The 17,586-nt window shown below is 71.4% G+C and carries 17 protein-coding genes; 9 read left to right on the forward strand and 8 right to left on the reverse strand.

Annotated features, from left to right (window positions below; translation table 11 throughout):
• Positions 1–1,172: ABC transporter permease (locus ABZS97_RS19190; protein WP_356139339.1), on the forward strand; the 1,172-nt coding region annotated here is incomplete at its 5' end.
• Positions 1,173–1,189: 17 nt separating this feature from the next.
• Here the strand turns inward: ABZS97_RS19190 and ABZS97_RS19195 are convergent.
• From ABZS97_RS19195 to ABZS97_RS19205, 3 genes are all read right to left on the reverse strand, one after another.
• Complete coding sequence (locus ABZS97_RS19195; RefSeq protein WP_356139341.1) at positions 1,190–2,173, reverse strand: small ribosomal subunit Rsm22 family protein; 984 nt, start codon at positions 2,171–2,173, stop codon at positions 1,190–1,192.
• Between the two features lie 148 nt (positions 2,174–2,321).
• Positions 2,322–3,524, reverse strand: coding sequence for a serine hydrolase domain-containing protein (locus ABZS97_RS19200; protein ID WP_356139343.1), 1,203 nt, complete (start codon positions 3,522–3,524; stop codon positions 2,322–2,324).
• Positions 3,461–4,813, reverse strand: a complete 1,353-nt coding sequence (locus tag ABZS97_RS19205; protein ID WP_356139345.1) for a multidrug effflux MFS transporter — start codon at positions 4,811–4,813, stop codon at positions 3,461–3,463. Before ABZS97_RS19205 ends, ABZS97_RS19200 begins: the two co-directional genes overlap by 64 nt.
• A 128-nt stretch (positions 4,814–4,941) precedes the next feature.
• On the opposite strand from ABZS97_RS19205, the gene ABZS97_RS19210 reads away from it, so the two are divergent.
• Together ABZS97_RS19210 and ABZS97_RS19215 are read left to right on the forward strand one after the other, a co-directional pair.
• The gene (locus ABZS97_RS19210; RefSeq protein ID WP_356139347.1) at positions 4,942–5,946 is read left to right on the forward strand and encodes a Gfo/Idh/MocA family oxidoreductase; all 1,005 of its coding nucleotides are present in this window, start codon (positions 4,942–4,944) and stop codon (positions 5,944–5,946) included.
• Positions 5,947–6,018: 72 nt separating this feature from the next.
• Complete coding sequence (locus ABZS97_RS19215; RefSeq protein WP_356139349.1) at positions 6,019–6,813, forward strand: SDR family oxidoreductase; 795 nt, start codon at positions 6,019–6,021, stop codon at positions 6,811–6,813.
• A gap of 352 nt (positions 6,814–7,165) precedes the next feature.
• Here ABZS97_RS19215 and ABZS97_RS19220 read toward each other — a convergent pair whose 3' ends face one another.
• Positions 7,166–8,359, reverse strand: a complete 1,194-nt coding sequence (locus tag ABZS97_RS19220; RefSeq protein ID WP_356139351.1) for a D-alanyl-D-alanine carboxypeptidase — start codon at positions 8,357–8,359, stop codon at positions 7,166–7,168.
• Positions 8,360–8,774: 415 nt separating this feature from the next.
• Between ABZS97_RS19220 and ABZS97_RS19225 the strand changes: the two genes are divergently transcribed.
• Both ABZS97_RS19225 and ABZS97_RS19230 read left to right on the forward strand, forming a co-directional pair.
• Positions 8,775–10,250 (forward strand): ABC transporter permease, encoded by a 1,476-nt coding sequence (locus ABZS97_RS19225; RefSeq protein WP_356139353.1) that lies wholly within the window; start codon positions 8,775–8,777, stop codon positions 10,248–10,250.
• A 138-nt stretch (positions 10,251–10,388) separates the two neighbouring features.
• On the forward strand, positions 10,389–11,171 hold the full coding sequence (locus ABZS97_RS19230) for an ABC transporter ATP-binding protein (RefSeq protein ID WP_356139355.1): 783 nt from the start codon (positions 10,389–10,391) through the stop codon (positions 11,169–11,171).
• Between the two features lie 39 nt (positions 11,172–11,210).
• Here ABZS97_RS19230 and ABZS97_RS19235 read toward each other — a convergent pair whose 3' ends face one another.
• Positions 11,211–12,248, reverse strand: a complete 1,038-nt coding sequence (locus ABZS97_RS19235; protein ID WP_356139357.1) for an aldo/keto reductase — start codon at positions 12,246–12,248, stop codon at positions 11,211–11,213.
• Positions 12,249–12,350: 102 nt separating this feature from the next.
• On the reverse strand, positions 12,351–12,677 hold the full coding sequence (locus ABZS97_RS19240) for a nuclear transport factor 2 family protein (RefSeq protein WP_356139360.1): 327 nt from the start codon (positions 12,675–12,677) through the stop codon (positions 12,351–12,353).
• 137 nt (positions 12,678–12,814) lie between these two features.
• Between ABZS97_RS19240 and ABZS97_RS19245 the strand changes: the two genes are divergently transcribed.
• From ABZS97_RS19245 to ABZS97_RS19260, 4 genes are all read left to right on the forward strand, one after another.
• Complete coding sequence (locus ABZS97_RS19245; protein WP_356139362.1) at positions 12,815–13,360, forward strand: DoxX family membrane protein; 546 nt, start codon at positions 12,815–12,817, stop codon at positions 13,358–13,360.
• A 68-nt stretch (positions 13,361–13,428) separates the two neighbouring features.
• Positions 13,429–13,758, forward strand: coding sequence for a MazG-like family protein (locus ABZS97_RS19250; protein WP_356139364.1), 330 nt, complete (start codon positions 13,429–13,431; stop codon positions 13,756–13,758).
• A gap of 195 nt (positions 13,759–13,953) precedes the next feature.
• Positions 13,954–15,276: a DUF3616 domain-containing protein gene (locus ABZS97_RS19255; RefSeq protein WP_356139366.1), complete on the forward strand. Its 1,323-nt coding sequence runs from the start codon at positions 13,954–13,956 to the stop codon at positions 15,274–15,276.
• A gap of 133 nt (positions 15,277–15,409) precedes the next feature.
• Positions 15,410–16,135, forward strand: a complete 726-nt coding sequence (locus tag ABZS97_RS19260; RefSeq protein ID WP_356139370.1) for a hypothetical protein — start codon at positions 15,410–15,412, stop codon at positions 16,133–16,135.
• On the opposite strand, the gene ABZS97_RS19265 is transcribed toward ABZS97_RS19260, so the two are convergent.
• The gene (locus ABZS97_RS19265) at positions 16,121–17,074 is read right to left on the reverse strand and encodes a hypothetical protein (RefSeq protein ID WP_356139373.1); all 954 of its coding nucleotides are present in this window, start codon (positions 17,072–17,074) and stop codon (positions 16,121–16,123) included. The two genes, ABZS97_RS19260 and ABZS97_RS19265, sit on opposite strands and share 15 nt — an antisense overlap.
• A complete protein-coding gene (locus tag ABZS97_RS19270) occupies positions 17,071–17,427 on the reverse strand; it encodes a hypothetical protein (RefSeq protein WP_356139375.1) in 357 nt (118 codons plus the stop codon). The genes ABZS97_RS19265 and ABZS97_RS19270 overlap by 4 nt, the downstream gene beginning before the upstream one ends.
• Positions 17,428–17,586 lie beyond the last annotated feature (159 nt).

Genomic DNA, 17,586 nt, shown 5'->3' on the forward strand with positions numbered 1-17,586 from the left:
AGACGCTGACCCCCCGCCCGGTCGGCCTCGGCCTGGCCAGGCCGTTCGCCCGGCCGGCCCGGGCTGCGGCGACGGCCGCGGCGGTCACGTTCGGCGCGGTCGCCGTGACCTTCGCCGTGGGCCTCGCCTCCTCGCTGGCCGAGGTGCAGGCCGCTCGCGACCACGACACCTCCGACGTCACCGTGCAGGCGGTGCAGGAGGGGCCGGGGCGTATCCGAGGAGGCGTGGCCTCGCGGCCGGACGAGGTGGCCGACCCGGCCGCCGTGACGAAGGCGATCGACGACCGGGCCGGCACCCGGAGGTACTTCGGCGTCGGCACCGCCGATGTGGCGGTCGCCGGGACGTCCGGCTCCTTCGAGGTCTCCGCCTTCACCGGCGACGCCTCCTGGGGTGGCTACCGGATGATCTCCGGGCGCTGGTTCGAGGGCGCGGGCGAGGCCGTCGTACCGACGCCCTTCCTGACCGCCACCGGCACCCGGATCGGGGACAGCGTCGCCCTGCGCGACCACGGCCGGACGGTCAGGGTCCGGATCGTCGGGGAGGTCTTCAGCACCGAACAGCAGGGCCGGACCCTGCTCACCGACGCGGCCACGCTCAAGGCGGCCGACCCTGAACTGCAGCCCGTCGAGTACCACATCGACGTACGGCCGGGCACGGACGCGCAGGCCTACGCCCGCGCGCTGAACACCGCGTTGACGGCGACCGGCGCGAGCGCGGGTGTCGGCGGTTCGGGCGGCCACAGCAGCGTGATCGTCATCCTGGACGCGCTGACCTCGATCCTCACCCTGATGCTCGTCGCGGTCGCCGGGCTCGGCGTCCTCAACTCGGTGGTCCTGGACACCCGCGAACGCGTCCGCGACCTGGGCATCCACAAGGCGCTCGGCATGACACCGCGGCAGACGATCGCGATGGTCATCGCCTCGGTGCTGGGGGTCGGGGTGCTCGGCGGCGCGGTCGGGGTGCCCGTCGGCCTGGCCCTGCACGACCTGGTGGTGCCCGCCATGGGCCACAGCGCGGGCCTCGAACTGCCCGCCTCGGCCCTCGACGTCTACGGCGTCCCGGAACTCGTCCTGCTCGGCTGCGGCGGACCGCTGATCGCGGTGGCCGGCGCGCTGCTGCCGGCGGGGTGGGCGGCCCGCACCCGGACGGCGACGGCGCTGCGGACGGAGTAGGGCAGGGCTCGGGCCGGCTATGCCTCCGGCGGCCAGGCGTCGCCCCAGTCGGCGTCGCGGGCCGCCTTGTACAGCGGCCCCTGACGCTTGGTCACGGTGGCACGGTGGAGCGACTCGTCCGGGCCGCACAGGTCCAGGAGCACCTGGCCCTTGCGGATCTGCGGCCTGCGGACGACGCGGGAGGGGGCCGGGGTCACCGGGAAGCGGGTGGCGGCGACGTAGCTGAACTTCTCGTCCTCGTACGCCAGGGAGCCGCCCTTGACCTTCCGGTGCAGGGAGGAGCGGCTGACCCGGGCGGAGAAGTGGCACCAGTCCTCGCCGGGGACGATGGGGCAGGCGGCGCTGTGCGGGCAGGGGGCCGCGATGTGGAACCCGGCGCCGATCAGCCGGTCGCGGGCCTCGATCACCCGGGCGTAGCCGTCGGGGGTGCCGGGCTCGATGACCACGACGGCCTGGGCGGCACCAGCGGCGGCGGCGACGGCCGCGGCGCGGTCCGCGACGGTCAGTTCGCCGAGGACGTAGGAGATGGTGACGAGATCAGTGCTCTCGATGGTGAGCGCCGCTCCGATACGAGAGCGGTGCCACTCGGCGGACGTCAGCTCCGGGTTCGCCGCGGCGATCTCGCGGCCCAGCGCGAGCGCCGGTTCCGCCCAGTCCAGCACGGTCACCGGGCGCGTGCCGTCCCAGGTCGCGTTCACCGCCCAGGTTGCCGAGCCGGTGCCGCCGCCGACGTCCACGTGGCTCGCCGGCGTCCACTGCGGCACCGTGTCCGCGAACGCGTCCAGTGCCGCGCGGACCGCCTCGAAGGTCGCCGGCATCCGGTAGGCCGCGTACGCCACCACGTCGGAGCGGTCGCGCAGGACGGGAGTGTGGGTCGGGGTGGTCCCCCGGTAGCTCGCGATCAGCCGGTCGACCGCCTGCGTCGCCGCCTTCGGCGGAAGGCCGTCGAGGAGCCCGGCGAGGGCGGTACGGAGGGTCTCGGCGGGAGAGGCGACGTTCACCCGGTGATTCTACGGTCCCGTACTCGGGGGCTCCGCGCTGGATTCAGCCCGTCCGGCGTTTGAGGACGAGCGCGTCAGCGCGATGCAGGGGGAAAGGGGGCGCAGCCCCCGGGTCTCGGGACGGGAAGGGGCGGAGGGGGCGAAACCCTCACACCCCCGACGGACTCGCCCGCACCGCCCGCGCCAGGCGGTCGGCGGCCGCCGCCCGCGGCACGTTGTCCGCGGGCCGGCGCCGGGGATGAACGGTGTTCGCCAGCAGCACCAGAAACGTGTCCGTCGCGGGGTCGAGAACGAGGGACGTACCGGTGAACCCGGTGTGCCCGGCGGCACCCCGGTGGCCGAGCGCGCCCATGAACCACGGCTGGTCGAGGGCGAAGCCCAGCCCCGGCGGGGTGAGCATCAGCTCGACGAAGTCGGGGCCGAGGATGCGGGCGGGCCCGTAGGAGCCGCCCGCCAGGAGCGTGCGGCAGAAGACGGCGAGGTCGCGCGCCGTGGAGAAGAGCCCCGCGTGCCCGGCCACTCCCCCGAGCGCCCACGCGTTCTCGTCGTGGACGACCCCGCGCAGCATGCCCCGCTCGGCCTTCGCCCACGGCCGCCGCTGGTCCTCGGTGGCGGCCGCGCCCGGGCACGGCCCGAAGCAGGTGGCCGTCATCCCGAGCGGCCGGGTGATCCCGTCGCGCACGAGCACGTCGAGGCCGCGCCCGGTGATGCGCTCCAGCACGAACTGGAGGAGGAGCAGGTTGAGGTCGGAGTAGAGGTACTGGCCCGGCGGCGAGGACGGTGCCTCGGCGCGCAGCAGCGTGAGCCGGGCGGCGGCGTCCGGGCAGTCGTACAGCGGGAGTTCGGGGCGCAGCCCGGAGGTGTGCGTGAGCAGCTGCCGTACGGTGATGCCGTGTTCGCGGGCGCCGCGGAACTCCGGCAGATACGCCCCCACGCGCGCGTCGACGCCGAGGGTGCCGCGCTCCAGCTGCTGCATGGCCGCGACCGCGGTGAACAGCTTGGTGAGGGAGGCCAGGTCGAAGGGCGTGTGCACGCTCATCGGCACGCGGGCCTCGGGCGGCAGTTCGAGGCCTGAGTCGGTCTTCTCGTCGTAGGACGCGTAGCGCACCGCCCACCCGGCGGCCTGCTCGGCGGCGATCACCGGGCCGCGTCCGGCGACGAGCACGACGCCGGGCGCCCAGGGGTCCGCTCCCAGGGTGAGGCCGCGGACATCGCGTACGAGATGGTGCAGTTCCTCCGCGTCGAGCCCGGCCCTCTCCGGGGTGTCGATGCGCAGTCGCGGTGCGCTCAGCTGTCCGCCGCCTTTCCTTCCGGTGCCTCCGGCGTGCCTCCGGTCCGCCAGGGACGGCACAGTCCCACGAAGCAGGCCGCTGCCACCAGTACCGCGGCCAGTTGGACGACGGCCATCGGGACGGCGGTGTGCTCCCCGGCGACGCCGACCAGCGGCGAGGCGATCGCGCCGATGAGGAAGGAGGACGTGCCGAGCAGGGCGGAGGCGGATCCGGCGGCGTGCCGTACGCGCATCAGGGCGAGGGCCTGGGTGTTGGGCAGGGCGAGACCCATCGCGGACATCAGCACGAACAGGGCGGCGGCGACGGGGGCGAGGCCGACGTCGCCGAGGGCGCCGGTGGCCATCAGGAGCAGCGCGGTCGCGGCGAGGGTGACCGCCGCGATGCCGACGGCCAGGACCCTTTCCAGGCTGACGCGGCCGACCAGGAGCTTGCCGTTGACCTGGCCGGCGATGACCAGGCCGACGGAGTTGACGCCGAAGAGCAGGCTGAAGGTCTGCGGGGAGGCGCCGTAGATCTCCTGGATCACGAACGGTGACGCGGAGATGTACGCGAACAGCGCGGCGAAGGTGAAGCCGCCCGCGAGCATGTAGCCGGCGAAGACGCGGTCGGCGAGCAGTCCGTGCATGGCGCGCAGCGCCTCGCCGACGCCCCCGCTGTGCCGTTCGCCGGGCGGCAGGGTCTCGGGGAGCTTCGTCCAGACGACGGCGGTGAGCGCGATGCCGACCACGGTGAGGACGACGAAGACGCCCCGCCAGTCGGTGACGCGCAGGATCTGGCCGCCGATGAGGGGCGCGACGATCGGGGCGACCCCGGAGATCAGCATGAGTGTGGAGAAGAACCGGGCCATCGCGATGCCGTCGTAGAGATCGCGTACGACGGCCCGCGCGATCACGATCCCGGCGGCGCCCGCGAGTCCCTGGGCGAGCCGGAAGGCGACGAGGAGTTCGACGGTGGGCGCGAGCGCGCACAGGGCGGTGGCGAGGATGTAGACGAGCAGGCCCGCCATCAGCGGGCGCTTGCGGCCCCACCGGTCGCTCATCGGGCCGACGACGAGCTGCCCGAGCGCCATGCCCGCGAGGCACGCGGTGAGCGTGAGCTGCACGGTCGCGGCCGGGGCGTGCAGGGACCTGGTGACCTCCGGCAGTGACGGGAGGTACATGTCGATGGCCAGCGGAGGTGTGGCGGCGAGTCCGCCGAGGACGAGGGTGACGAGGAGTCCGGTGCGGCGCAGGGCGCCCGGGTCCGGTGCCGGATCGGCGATCGTCGCGCGTGTGTCGGCGACGGTCGCGTTCGGTATGTGTCCCCCCGGGCCGCTCTCGTCCCGCGTGGTACGGCCACGCTCGGGCATGTGCCCCTCCCTCTTCCTTCGTTCCGCGACCTATGCTCTCAGCTCGAACACCCGTTTAGGGGTGGTCGGGGTCACAGACCACAGGACTCACAGGACTCGCAGGGGTCAGAGAACGACGAGGGGCCGGGATGACGGGCGACGGACGCGTGCGGTGGGGCATTCTGGCGACGGGCGGGATCGCCGCGGCGTTCACGGCGGATCTGGTGGACCTGCCGGACGCCGAGGTGGTGGCGGTGGCCTCGCGGACCCAGGAGTCGGCGAAGGCGTTCGCCGAGCGGTTCGGGATACCGCGGGCGTACGGGGACTGGGCGTCGCTGGCCGAGGACGCGGACGTCGACGTGGTGTACGTCGCCACTCCGCACGCGGCGCACCGGGCCGCCGCCGGGATGTGCCTGGAGGCGGGGCGCCATGTGCTGTGCGAGAAGGCGTTCACGCTGAACGTGGGCGAGGCGCAGGAGCTGGTCGGGCTCGCTCGCAGCAACGGTCGCTTCCTGATGGAGGCCATGTGGATGTACTGCAATCCGCTGATCCTGCGGCTGAAGGCGATGATCGACGACGGTGTGATCGGCGAGGTGCGCACCGTCCAGGCCGACTTCGGGCTTGCGGGGCCCTTCCCGCCCTCCCACCGGCTGCGTGATCCCGCGCAGGGAGGCGGTGCGCTGCTCGATCTCGGGGTGTATCCGGTGTCGTTCGCACAGTTGTTGCTCGGGGAGCCGTCGGACGTCGTCGCGAGAGCGGTGCTCTCGGAGGAGGGTGTCGATCTCCAGACCGGAGCACTGCTCTCCTGGGAGAGCGGCGCTCTCGCTTCGGTGCACTGCTCCCTGACCGGCGGCACCGCCACCTCCGCCTCGGTCACCGGCTCCGCGGGCCGCGTCGACATCCCGTTCGGCTTCTTCCACCCGGACCACTTCGTGCTGCACCGCGACGGCCACGAGCCCGAGAAGGTCCTCGCCGACCCGGCCCACGGCCCGCGCACCAGCCTCAAGCACGAGGCCGCCGAGGTCATGCGGGCCCTGCGCGCCGGCGAGACCGAGTCCCCCCTCGTCCCGCTCGACGGCACCCTCGCCGTGATGCGCACCCTCGACGCCGTACGGGACCGGATCGGCGTCCGCTACCCCGGTGAGGTCGGCTGACCCATCCGGCAGGACTCCGTATGATGGACAACCAGTTCCGCATTACGGAGTCCCGCCGTACGCTGCTGGCCCATGAATGCCATGCAGACGAAGATCGCCGTGGTGACCGGGGCGGGCTCCGGTATCGGCCGTGCGGTGGCCGTGGAACTCCTGCGCACCGGCTGGTCGGTGGCGCTCGCGGGCCGCCGGACCGAGACCCTGGAGGAGACAGCCGCCCTCGCGCTTGAGGCACCCGAGGCACCCGGGACCCTTGAGGCACCCGCGGGCGCCGCCCTCGCCGTTCGCACCGACGTATCCCGTCCCGAAGACGTGGCGGCCCTGTTCGCCGCCGTGCGCGAGCGCTTCGGGCGGCTCGACCTGCTCTTCAACAACGCGGGCACGTTCGGGCCCGGCGGCGTCCCGGTCGAGGAGCTGCCGTACGACGCCTGGCAGCACGTGGTGAACACCAACCTGAACGGCGCGTTCCTGTGCGCGCAGGCCGCGTACCGGCAGATGAAGGAGCAGGACCCGCAGGGTGGCCGGATCATCAACAACGGCTCCATCTCGGCCCACACGCCCCGCCCGCACTCGATCGCGTACACGGCGACCAAGCACGCGCTGACGGGCCTGACCAAGTCACTGTCCCTGGACGGGCGTCCGTACCGGATCGCCTGCGGTCAGATCGACATCGGCAACGCGGCGACCGACATGACCCGGCGCATGGAGACCGGCGCCCTGCAGGCCAACGGCGAGATGGTGCCGGAACCCGTGATGGACGTCGCGGACGTGGCGCGCACGGTGCGGCACATGGCGGAGCTGCCCCTGGAGGCGAACGTGCAGTTCGCGACGGTGCTGGCGACGGCGATGCCGTACGTGGGCCGCGGCTGAGCCGGCCGCAGACGCGACCCGTTCGGGGTCGCATGCGACATCAACGTGGGATCAACGCCGGACCAAGAGGTGGTCAACGGCTCAACCTACACAAACGGAAGCTGAACCTCCGTACCGTTCCGCCCGGTGACAGGCATATGCTCAACACTCCTCCATCAAAGCTTCACACTTGGAGCACACGGCTTCGGTACGCCCAAGGACCACTCCTAGGGGGGAGGCGGCAGCCGTTCCACGGCCCGGCAGGGGGCGGACCTCGCGGGAAACCGCGAGGTAAGCACCGGACCGCGGAACGGCTGCCACCACATTCGGCCTCTTCGGCCCGCAGACCTTCGCGCCTGCGGCCCGCAAGCCCTCAGGCCCGGTGCCGGCCGGACGCGTCGGAGTCGTCGTCCGCCATCGCGCGCCGCCGCCGGCGCAGCGCGAAAGCCCCGCCCGCGAGCAGCGCGACGGCTCCGCCCGCCCCGCCGACCATGCCCCACGCCGAGTGCGCCTGACCGGCCGCAGCAGGAGCACCGGCGGCACCCTTGACCGCCCTCCGCGTCGGCGTCGCGGCGGCGCCGCCCTCGCTGACCGGATCGACCAGCGTGCCCACGGACTTGGCGCGCCCGGCCCACTTGAACCCCCAGTCGAGCAGCGCGGCCGTCTCCTCGTAGACACCGCTGCCGCCACTCCTGGGATGCATGACGGTGACGAGGAGTGTGCGGCCGCCGCGGGTCGCCGCGCCGGTGAAGGTGTTGCCCGCGTGGCTGGTGTAGCCGTTCTTCACGCCGATCAGACCGTCGTACGTCCGCACGCCCCACGCGCCCGTCAGCAGGCGGTCGGTGTTCTGGATCTGGAAGGTCTTCTTGCCGCCCGCCGGGAAGTCGGCGGTCTTCGTCGCGCAGTAGGAGCGGAAGTCGGCGTCGCCGAGGCCGTGCCGGGCGAAGAGGGTCAGGTCGTACGCCGAGGACAACTGCCCCTTGTGGTCGAAGCCGTCGGGGCTGACCACATGGGTGTCCAGCGCCTGGAGGTCGCCCGCCTTGGCCTGCATCGCGGCCACCGTCTCGGCGACGCCGCCGTACATGTGACTGAGCACGTGCACCGCGTCGTTGCCCGAGCGCAGGAAGACACCGAGCCACAACTGCTCGACGGTGTACGTGAGTCCGGGCTTGACGCCGACGAGGCTGGAGCCCGCGGGGATGTCGGCCAGGTCGGCGTCGGTCACCGTGTACCGCTCGGCGCGGTCGAACTTCTTCAGCACCGTGTCCGCGAACAGCATCTTCAGCGTGGAGGCGGGCGCCAGACGCGTGTGCGCGTCGTACGAGGCGAGGATCTCGCCGCTCTCGTGGTCCGCGACGAGCCAGGAGCGCGCCGTGAGCTTCCCGGGCAGGCCCGAGGCACCGCTCACCTGGACGCCGGGACGGCCGAGTCGCTCACCACCGACGACGGTTGCGGCGGTCGTGGCGGACGCGGGGACGGCGCCGGCGGCGGCAGTGGCGGCCGCCGGCGGCACGGCCGCCGCGAGGCCCAGGGCAGCACGGCGGGAAAGCGGAGAGGAATCGCGCATCCCGGGACCGTACAAAGCGCGCCGGGGCCACCGCACATCGGGGTCCCAAAGAAAAGGCACGGCACTCTCAAAGACACGGCAAAGAAAGGCGCCGGAACGGAACCCCGAACAGTCCGGCCCGCACGCGGTGAAGCAAACGCCTACGGCGAAGAGCACGAAACCGCCCGGTGCGCCTGTCCACCGTCCCACCGGAGGTGCGCACCGGGCGGTCCGCTCTTCTTCACCAACACCCCACCCAACAGGCGTTTCCTGGCAGTACGCCCTCCACAGCTCAGGAATCAGCTGTCTTATGGAAATTTGATGACCGCCGTCACTTTCTCAGCCCTGACACATCTTTTACTCAGGCCGACTCAAAGGTTTCTCCATAGTTTGTGGCCGCGCCCACAGCGGGCGCCAAGAACCTTCGAGGAACGGGATGTTTGGCATCTATCTCAAGCGCGAGCTGAGCCGGCGCAAGAAGGCGGCTCTGGTCATCGCCATGGGTCTGGCGCTCGGTATCGCGCTGGTCATCACCGTGAACTCGGTGTCGGCCGGCATGCAGCAGGCACAGGACAAGGTCCTCCAGTCGCTCTACGGGCTCGGTACGGACATGACCGTCACCAAGGCCCAGGCGGCCCCCTCCGGCAACTCCTCCAGCAGGCCCAAGTTCGACTTCGACGCCAAGTCGGACAGCAGCAAGACGCAGAGCTCCGACCGGGTGATGACGCAGGGCGGGCAGTCCCTGAAGTCCTCGCTCGTCACCGAGGTCGCGGCGCAGAAGGGCGTGGCGAGCGCGGTGGGCGCGCTCAGCCTGAACGTCACCAAGGTCGACGGCTCCTTCACCCAGGGCAAGGCGAAGAGCTCCACCACCCAGCAGCAGGGCGGTGGCGGCCAGGGCGCGCCCGGCGGCGGCACCAGCACCGGGCAGCCGCAGGTCCAGGGCGGCGGCGCCTCCTTCGACGTCAACTCGTACTCCGTGGCCGGGGTCGACGTCACCCACCAGGACCTCGGTCCGCTCGCCACCTCGAAGATCACCAAGGGCAAGGCCTTCACGGCGACGCAGACCAACGCGAAGGTCGCGGTGCTCAGCAAGTCGTACGCCAAGGAGAACAAGAAGACGGTCGGCAAGACTCTCACGATCTCCGGCACCAAGTACACGATCATCGGCATCGCGACGCCGGACAGCAGCGACTCGACGACCGATGTCTACCTGCCGCTGAAGCAGGCGCAGACGCTGGGTGACGCGAAGAACAAGGTCACCACCATCTACGTCCAGGCGACCGACTCGAAGCAGATCGACGCGGTCAAGTCGACCATCCAGAAGAACATCTCGGGGACGACGGTGACCACCTCCGCCGACCTCGCGGACACCGTCTCCGGTTCGCTGTCGACGGCCGCGAACCTCGCTACGAACGTAGGCAAGTGGCTGTCGATCGCGGTCCTGGTCGCCGCGTTCCTCGTGGCCGCGCTGCTCACCTCCTCGGCGGTCAGCCGCCGTGTGCGGGAGTTCGGCACGCTGAAGGCGCTCGGCTGGCCGTCGCGCAAGGTCACCCGGCAGGTCGTCGGGGAGTCCATCGTGAACGGCCTGCTCGGCGGCGCCCTCGGCATCGCACTCGGGCTCGGCGCCGCGTACGCGGTGACGGCGATCAGCCCGAAGCTGACTGCTGAACTCGGCTCCACCGGCGGCGGTGGCGGCGGCATGGGCGGCGGTCCCGGTGGCGGCGGTCCGGGTCAGCAGGCGGCCTCGGCGGCCAAGAACACCATGGAGGTCGCGCTGTCCGCGCCGGTCTCGGTGACCACCATCGCGCTCGCCGCGGGCCTGGCCATCGCCGGCGGTCTGATCGCCGGCGCCATGGGCGGCTGGCGCGCCTCCCGGATGCGCCCGGCGGACGCGCTGCGCAGCGTCTCCTGACCGGCCACCCGGCCAACCGGCCCTCGGGCCACACCCCTTGAGCCGGGGCGCCGCGTCCGTTCCCCCCGGGCTGCGGCGCCCCGCCCCTTTCAGTCCAGTCATGCCAGTCATGCCAGTCATGCCAGTCACGGAGAACTCATGTACAAGCTCACCGGCGTCACCAAGCGCTATACGCGGGGCAAGGAGACGGTGGACGCGCTGCGCGGCGTCGACCTCACCATCGAGGACGGCGACCAGCTCGTCATCCAGGGCCCCACCGGCGGCGGCAAGTCCACCCTGCTCCAGATGATCGGCGGCCTGGACCGGCCCACCTCGGGCAGCGTCGAGCTGGACGGCGTGGACCTCGCCTCCATCAGCGAGGCCAAGCTGACCCGGCTGCGCGCCGAGAAGATCGGCATCATCTTCCAGTCCTTCAACCTCATCCCGACGCTGACCGCGCAGGAGAACGTGGAGACCGCGCTCGTACCGCTCGGCGCGAAGCCCAGGGAGCGGCGCGAGCGGGCCGCCGAGGCACTGGGCTCGGTCGGTCTCGGCGACCGTCTGAGCCATGCGCCCAGTGAGCTGTCCGGCGGTCAGCAGCAGCGCGTCGCCATCGCCCGCGCGCTGGTCAAGAAGCCGAAGGTGCTGCTCGCCGACGAGCCGACCGGCAACCTCGACGAGGGCACCCGTGACGACATCATGGAGCTGCTCGAAGGACTGTGGCACGAGTACGGGCTGACCTTCATCATGGTCACCCACGACTCGTCCATCGCCCGCCGCGCACCGCGGCTCGCCACCATCAAGGCCGGGCAGATCACCCTGACCGAGCAGGGCGGGGCACGGCGCGCGGCAGCGCAGGCTCCGGAGTACGCCGGGCAGCAGTACGCCCAGCAACCGTTCGGTGGCGGCGGTAGCGGTGGCGGTGGCGGTCAGGGTTACTGATCCGGCCACCGAGCCGTCGGCGGCGTCCCGCAGGGCCGCTCACCGTCCGAGCACGCGATCGACGTCGGTCAACTGCGCGGCTGTGAGCGGCCCTTGGGCGATCGCGCCCGCGTTCTCCTCGGCCTGGGCGACCGAGCGGAAGCCCGGGATCGGGACGGTGCGCGGGCTACGCGCCCAGATCCAGGCGAGGGCGCCCTGGGCGGGCGTACGGCCGCCGCTGGTGAGGATGGACCGGAGCGCGTCGGCCTTGGCGAGCCAGGCCGGGTCGGCGCCGCGGTTCTCCGTGAAGCCGGGCAGCCAGGCGGGCGGCGCGTTGCGGATGTCTCCGGCGTCGAGAGCACGTCCGGCCGACTGCTTGCCGGTGAGCAATCCCATGGCGAGCGGACTGCGGTTGATGCTCGCGAGATTCGACTGCTCGCAGAAGGCGAGGAGTTCGGGCGCCTCCTGCAGCACGTTGAGGCGGTGCTGTACGGCCGCGCAGTGCGGCCCCTGAGCGAAGACGGCGGCGCGGTCCGGGTCGTCGGTGCTCCAGGCGTACGCGCGGATCAGGCCCTCGCGCACGAACTCCTCGCAGGTGTCGCGGAGTTCGGCCGCACGCACGGGGTCGGCATCGGAGATGTGCAGCTGATAGAGGTCCACATAGTCGGTGCCCAGGCGCTCCAGCGAGGCGGTCAGGGCACGGCGGGCGTACGCCGGGGAGTCGTCCTGGCCCAGTGCCGTCCGGGTCTCCTCGTCGAAGACGTTGCCCCACTTGGTGGCGACCACGACGTCGGCCCGGCGCTTGCCCAGGGCCCGGCCGAGCACGCGCTCGCTGTGCCCGGTGCCGTACGCGTCCGCGGTGTCGAAGAAGGTGACTCCGAGGTCGAGGGCGCGGCGTACGGCCCGTACGGACTCGTCGTCGTCAACCTTGCCCCAGCCCAGCGGCTGTCCGTCGGCTGTCTGCCACTCACCGCCGATGGCCCAGCAGCCGAAGCCGAGCGCGCTCACCTCGATGCCGCTGCGGCCCAGTGTTCTGGTGGTGCTGGTACTGGTACTGCTGCTGGTGCTGGTGGTCTTGGTGTGCTCGTTGCTCTCCATGCCTGTGGACGCTAGGAGTTGAAGCGCGCTTCAACGCAAGACCTCGTACGGGACTCGGGCCTGTCCGGTCTCGAAGGTGGCAGGTCTGTCCGGTCCCGAAGTTCAGGCCTGGCCGGTCTCGAAGCGGGAGATCCTGCCGCTGTCGTCGACGGTGAAGCTCCACTTGGTCTTCATCTCGCCCCAGGCGTCGTTGCAGTAGTGCGCGGTGAGGGAGTGGCCGTCGTTGGACTCGCGGTCGACCTCCATGTGGCCGTGCGAGGAGAAGATCTCCCGCTCGGTCCAGTCGGCGAGGTCGCGGTCGGAGCCGTCGTCGGACATGGTCGCGTCCGGGGCGAGGACCGCCTGGAAGGCGTCGCGGTCGTGGGCGTTCACCGCGCTGACGAAGGCCCGGACGGCCGGATCACTGAGTTTCGTCACCTGAATCGTCATGCCGGCCAGACTCACACCGTTCCCCGGCGCCCGCCACCCGAACGGCGGCGCGAATCGGGTGCGGGGCGGGCGCGGGAGGGGTACGCGGTGCGACGGTGGAGGTACCGCGCTCCTGGTGTGACGAGAGGTGACACGAGATGACCTGCTACGACCGACGCGATCTGGGCCTTCTGCTGCTCCGCCTGGGCACGGGCGGAGTGCTGGCCGCGCACGGCGCGCAGAAGCTGTTCGGGTGGTTCGGCGGAGGTGGCATCGAGGGCACCGGCCAGTTCATGGAATCCGTCGGCTACTCCCCCGGAAAGGCGAGCGCCAGGGCGTCGGGGTTGGCCGAGGCGGGCGGTGGCGCTCTGCTGGCGCTCGGCCTCGCGACCCCGGCGGCGGGCGCGGCGGCGGCCGGCGCGATGGCGGGCGCGTCCGCGGTGCACGCGCCCAACGGCTTCTTCGCGCAGAGCGGCGGATACGAGCACGCGGCGTCCCTCGGTCTGACCGCGGCGGGCCTCGCCGTGACGGGCCCGGGCCGGCTCTCCCTCGACCACGCGCTCGGGCACCTTTTCGACCGCGGCTGGATGGTCCCCGCGGCCCTGGCCGGAACGGCAGCGGTCACGCTGGCGGTGGTGGGGGCGCGGAGCCGACGGGTGCGGCGGGCAGCGGAGGGCGAGCAGGAGACGCTGTTCGACGAGTAGGAGCCGGGGAGGCTTCTGCGCCTCTGCGAGGCTGACCTCATGGCTTGCGCCTCTGCGAGGCTGACCTCATGGCTGACGAAGAAGTCTGGAAAGCGATCGACGACCTGCACGCCTGGCTGGACGCGAACAAGGCGGTCGACGGCCCGGAGGCCTTGCTTCTGCGGGTGCTGAAACTCTCCGAGGAGGTCGGCGAGGTCGCCCAGGCGGTGATCGGCGCGACAGGCCAGAACCCGCGCAAGGGGACGAGTCACACCTGGGACGACGTCCGGTCGGAGCTCTGCGATGTCGTCATCACGGCCCTGGTCGCCCTGCGCACGCTGACTCCGGACGCGCGCGAGGTCTTCGCGACGCATCTGGCGGGCGTCACGGAACGCTCGCTCGACGGCCGAACTCCCTGAGTGGCGAGGCACTTCCGACTGTCGCGTCCGAAGCTGTTCACCCTGTGTGCGTACGGAGGCCGCTCGCAGTTGGTGGGGGCGGCCCAGCCTTCACGTCGACATCGTGACGACGGAAGGCTCCCAGTGCAGGACTACGTTTCCCCCGGCGGGCGCAGGGCGATTGCCATGGCGAGCGGGGCGCTTACGCTCGCGCTCATGAGCATGGGAAGCCAGGCGCAGGCGGCGAGTTACGGCACCCCGAGCATCGCCCTGTCCGCGGCGTACCTGTCGGGCGCGGTCGGCGCGACCGGGGACCCGACGGTGAACGTGACAGTCGGGCAGAGCGGGGCCGACGCCGGGGCGCTCGGCGTCAAGGTGACGGCCAGCAGCAGGACTTCAGTGGCTACGACCGGCGACGTCACGATCACCGGAACGGGCGCCGCCCGCAAGCTGGTTGTCGCCGCGCGCGGCCGGGGCTACACCGACCTCACCGTCAAGGTCACCGGTGTCGACGGACAGACGGCCTCCAAGACGCTGCACTACGCCGCGTCCGCCGCCGTCCAACAGAGCGCGGACAGCAGGTACTTCACCGGTTCGAGCGACGCCTCGGCGGCCGTCGACGTGGGCGGCGGGTATGTCGTCGTGGCGGACGACGAGTCCAACGTTCTGCGCCTGTACGACCGTTCGACGTCCGGTGCGCCCGTCAAGACCTGGGACTTCAGCTCGAAGATCGGTGTCACCAAGGAGATCGACATCGAGGGCGCGGCACGGGTGGGCGACACCATCTACTGGACGGGCTCGCTCGGCAACAACAAGGACGGCGAGTACAAGCCGGCCCGCAACACCCTCTTCACCACCAAGGTGACCGGGTCCGGCGCGGCCACCACCCTGTCGTACGGCGGCGCATACAAGAAGCTCCGCGACGACCTGGTCGCCTGGGACGAGGCGCACGGCGACCGCTACGGCTTCGCGGCGGGCACCGCGGACGGCGAGATCCCCAAGGAGGCCAACGGCTTCAACGTGGAGGGCCTGGAGTTCGCGCCGGGCTCGACGACGACGGCGTACATCGGCTTCCGCGCGCCGCTGGTTCCGGCGGTCTCCGGCGGCAAGGCGCTGCTCGTGCCGGTCACGAACATCGACAAGGTGGCCGGCAGCGGCGCGACGGCCACCTTCGGCACCCCCATCGAGCTCGACCTCGGCGGCCTCTCGATCCGCGACCTCCGCAAGAACGCCGCGAACCAGTACCTGATCGTCGCCGGTTCCTGGGCCGCCGACGACAACACCGACCCGTACGCCCTCTACACCTGGGACGGCGACCCCGCCCACGCCCCGACCAAGACCCTCGACCTCCCCACCTCCGACCCCGGCGGCTGGGAAGCAGTCATCGACGTCCCCGACCTCACCGCCCCGGGCGCCCGAGCCCAACTCCTCACCGACAACGGCTCGGCCGACCTTTACGGGGACGGGACGGAGGCGAAGGACTTGACTCACTCGGAGTGGAAGAAGTCTCGGGTTACTTGGTTCACGGTTGCGGGCTGACGGCGACGGTCACGGATTGCACAGGCGGCACTGGAGAGGCGGCACCTGAGCCGACCAGCGAAGGCCGAGGACCTGGGCGGGTGACGCACTCGGCCAGGTCCAACTCCTGTCCTGTGTACTAACGTTCGCTTCCGTGAGAAGCCATCTGCGCATATGGATCGCGCTGACGCTGTCCGCCGTCGGTCTCACCGCCCTCGTCGACCGGCTCGCGCCCTCCGCGCACGTCCTCGCCACCCTGGGCGACTGGTGGCCCCTCGCCCTGGTGGCCCTCGGCCTCGGCGGTGCGCTCCGGCTCCTCCTCGCCGTCACGAACGTGCTGCGCGGCCCCGTCGCGGTCGCCCTCGCCGGTGCCCTTCTCCTCCTGCTGACCCGCGACCCCTTCCCCGACCCGGTCCGCCCCTACGTGTGGCCGATGGCGTTGCTCCTCGCAGGCACGTTCATGCTCACCGGCATGGCGGTCGCGGCGCCGTCCGCCGACGGACTGCTCGTGACGCGGCTGGTCTCGATAGCAGAGGCGCGGAGGGTGGTGTGGCCACGGGGGGAGTTCTCGCTGGCGACGGTCACGGCGGTGGCCAGCGGCTGCGTGATCGATCTGCGGGAGGCGCGGCTCCATGAGATGCGCCGCCGCGGCCGGGTGTGGCACGAGGCGCGGCTCGACGTGACGGCGATCCTGAGCGGAGTCGACGTGCTGGTGCCCGCCACGTGGGAGGTGAAAGTGGAACGCTACTCGTCGCGTTGGGCCCAGCAGCCCGTGCCGGATCCCTCGATCCCTGCGAGGCCGACCCTGCACATCAAGGCGCTCTCGCTGCTCGGCGGGATCGAGATCCGCAAGGCTGAGGAGAAGTCAGGGGCCACCTGAGCCCGCCTGACCGCCGGTGGTGGTGCCCCCGGTGTCGTACTTCACCGGACGGGGCAGCGGCTCGCCGTCGGACCTCGACCAGTAGGCCTTGAGATCCCCGTTGAGTTCGCGTTCCTTCGCCGTGTCGTCGGGGATGCCGAGATGCATCTCCTGCAGGAGCCTCAGCCGGTACACGTCGATCACGGCGGCGACCGTGACCCCGTAGGTGGTCGCCGCGTGGACGGCGGACCGGTAGGCGAACCACGACAGGCAGGCGAGGGCCGCGGGCAACGTCAGCCACCAGGGGTGGGTCACCAACAGCCCGGTCGTGACGGCCGAAGTGAGGCCGAACGACAGGCTCAGCCGGGCCGCGGTGTCGAGTTGGTTGCGGCTCTCGGAGAGCGTCTGCAGCACATCCTGCGGCAGGACGTGGTAGAGGCGCGGCCACACCAGCAGCGCGTCGAACCCATAGGGGCGGCCGGCCCGTTCCTCCGCCGCCCGCAGCCGGTTTCCCAGGGTCGTGGGCAGGACGGGCGCCTTGTGCGGCATGAGCGTGAGCCCCAACTCGGCGGTCTCGACGTGGGGTTCGTCGCGGAGGTGGTCCTTCTGCCAGGTGAGCCTGGACCTTCGGTTCGCATGGACCCATGTCCTCATCCTGGCCAGCGGCCCGAGCGGGCCCGTCGGGCTGACGTACCCCTCGAGGAAGCGGATGGAGGCGAGTTCCAGTGGCTGCAGCAGCAGACCGGCGACGAGCGCGCCTACCGAGGCGAGAGCGGCTCCGGCCCAGCCGTACGAGCGGGCGTTGAGCAGCCGGTCCAGGCTGGGCGCATGCGCTGGGGCGCCGCCGAGGATGAGTGAGACCACGGCGGCGATGAGCAGGACGGAGGGAAGGATGTTGACGAACTTCAGCCGCGGGGTGAGGTCGGCGTCCGCGACGCCCAGCGCGCTCAGTTGACTCACTGTCTCCCCTTGTGCGTGACGCAGAGGAAGTACGTCGGCGCATGGAGCCTCGGGTTGTAGTTGTCGATGTGGGTGGTCACGGCACAGCTGTCGTCGGGACACTTCACGTCCCGGTTCGCCTCACCGTCCCTGGCCGGATGAAGGTCGGCCGCGCCGTGGGCGTCACATAGGTCGAAGCTGCCGGGGGTCCCCGCCACGAACTGCGCCCAACGGCAGCCGGGCACCAGACACACCCACAGGCCCACATCATTGCCGTCCCATGGGAGTCCCGGCATCTGGTCTCGCGCGAGCAGCATCTGCAGGCGCAGCAGAATCCGCACGACCGCCCACGGCGTTGGTCTGCGTGACCGCATGAGCCCCCCTGCGCGGGAAGGACGAGGAACTCGACGGTAGGGCCCGACGGGCCACCGCGTCGAGAGCAGGAGTGCACATTGCATCCGCCCTCGATGAGGAAGCGCAGATCCCGTCTTGCGTAGGTTGAGTCTTACTTTCCCGGGGTTGCTTCCCGAAGG

Origin of the sequence: Streptomyces sp. NPDC005485 (assembly GCF_040606085.1) — a bacterium.
GTDB lineage: Bacteria > Actinomycetota > Actinomycetes > Streptomycetales > Streptomycetaceae > Streptomyces.

What these genes read in the sequence shown, in the direction of transcription:
- ABZS97_RS19250 (WP_356139364.1), top strand. Translation starts at nt 13,429, where the DNA reads ATGGCTGACGAAGAAGTCTGGAAAGCGATCGACGACCTGCACGCCTGG.
- ABZS97_RS19210 (WP_356139347.1), top strand. Translation starts at nt 4,942, where the DNA reads ATGACGGGCGACGGACGCGTGCGGTGGGGCATTCTGGCGACGGGCGGG.
- ABZS97_RS19205 (WP_356139345.1), bottom strand. Translation starts at nt 4,813, where the DNA reads ATGCCCGAGCGTGGCCGTACCACGCGGGACGAGAGCGGCCCGGGGGGA.
- ABZS97_RS19270 (WP_356139375.1), bottom strand. Translation starts at nt 17,427, where the DNA reads ATGCGGTCACGCAGACCAACGCCGTGGGCGGTCGTGCGGATTCTGCTG.
- ABZS97_RS19255 (WP_356139366.1), top strand. Translation starts at nt 13,954, where the DNA reads ATGAGCATGGGAAGCCAGGCGCAGGCGGCGAGTTACGGCACCCCGAGC.
- ABZS97_RS19215 (WP_356139349.1), top strand. Translation starts at nt 6,019, where the DNA reads ATGAATGCCATGCAGACGAAGATCGCCGTGGTGACCGGGGCGGGCTCC.
- ABZS97_RS19245 (WP_356139362.1), top strand. Translation starts at nt 12,815, where the DNA reads ATGACCTGCTACGACCGACGCGATCTGGGCCTTCTGCTGCTCCGCCTG.
- ABZS97_RS19230 (WP_356139355.1), top strand. Translation starts at nt 10,389, where the DNA reads ATGTACAAGCTCACCGGCGTCACCAAGCGCTATACGCGGGGCAAGGAG.
- ABZS97_RS19240 (WP_356139360.1), bottom strand. Translation starts at nt 12,677, where the DNA reads ATGACGATTCAGGTGACGAAACTCAGTGATCCGGCCGTCCGGGCCTTC.
- ABZS97_RS19225 (WP_356139353.1), top strand. Translation starts at nt 8,775, where the DNA reads ATGTTTGGCATCTATCTCAAGCGCGAGCTGAGCCGGCGCAAGAAGGCG.
- ABZS97_RS19220 (WP_356139351.1), bottom strand. Translation starts at nt 8,359, where the DNA reads ATGCGCGATTCCTCTCCGCTTTCCCGCCGTGCTGCCCTGGGCCTCGCG.
- ABZS97_RS19235 (WP_356139357.1), bottom strand. Translation starts at nt 12,248, where the DNA reads ATGGAGAGCAACGAGCACACCAAGACCACCAGCACCAGCAGCAGTACC.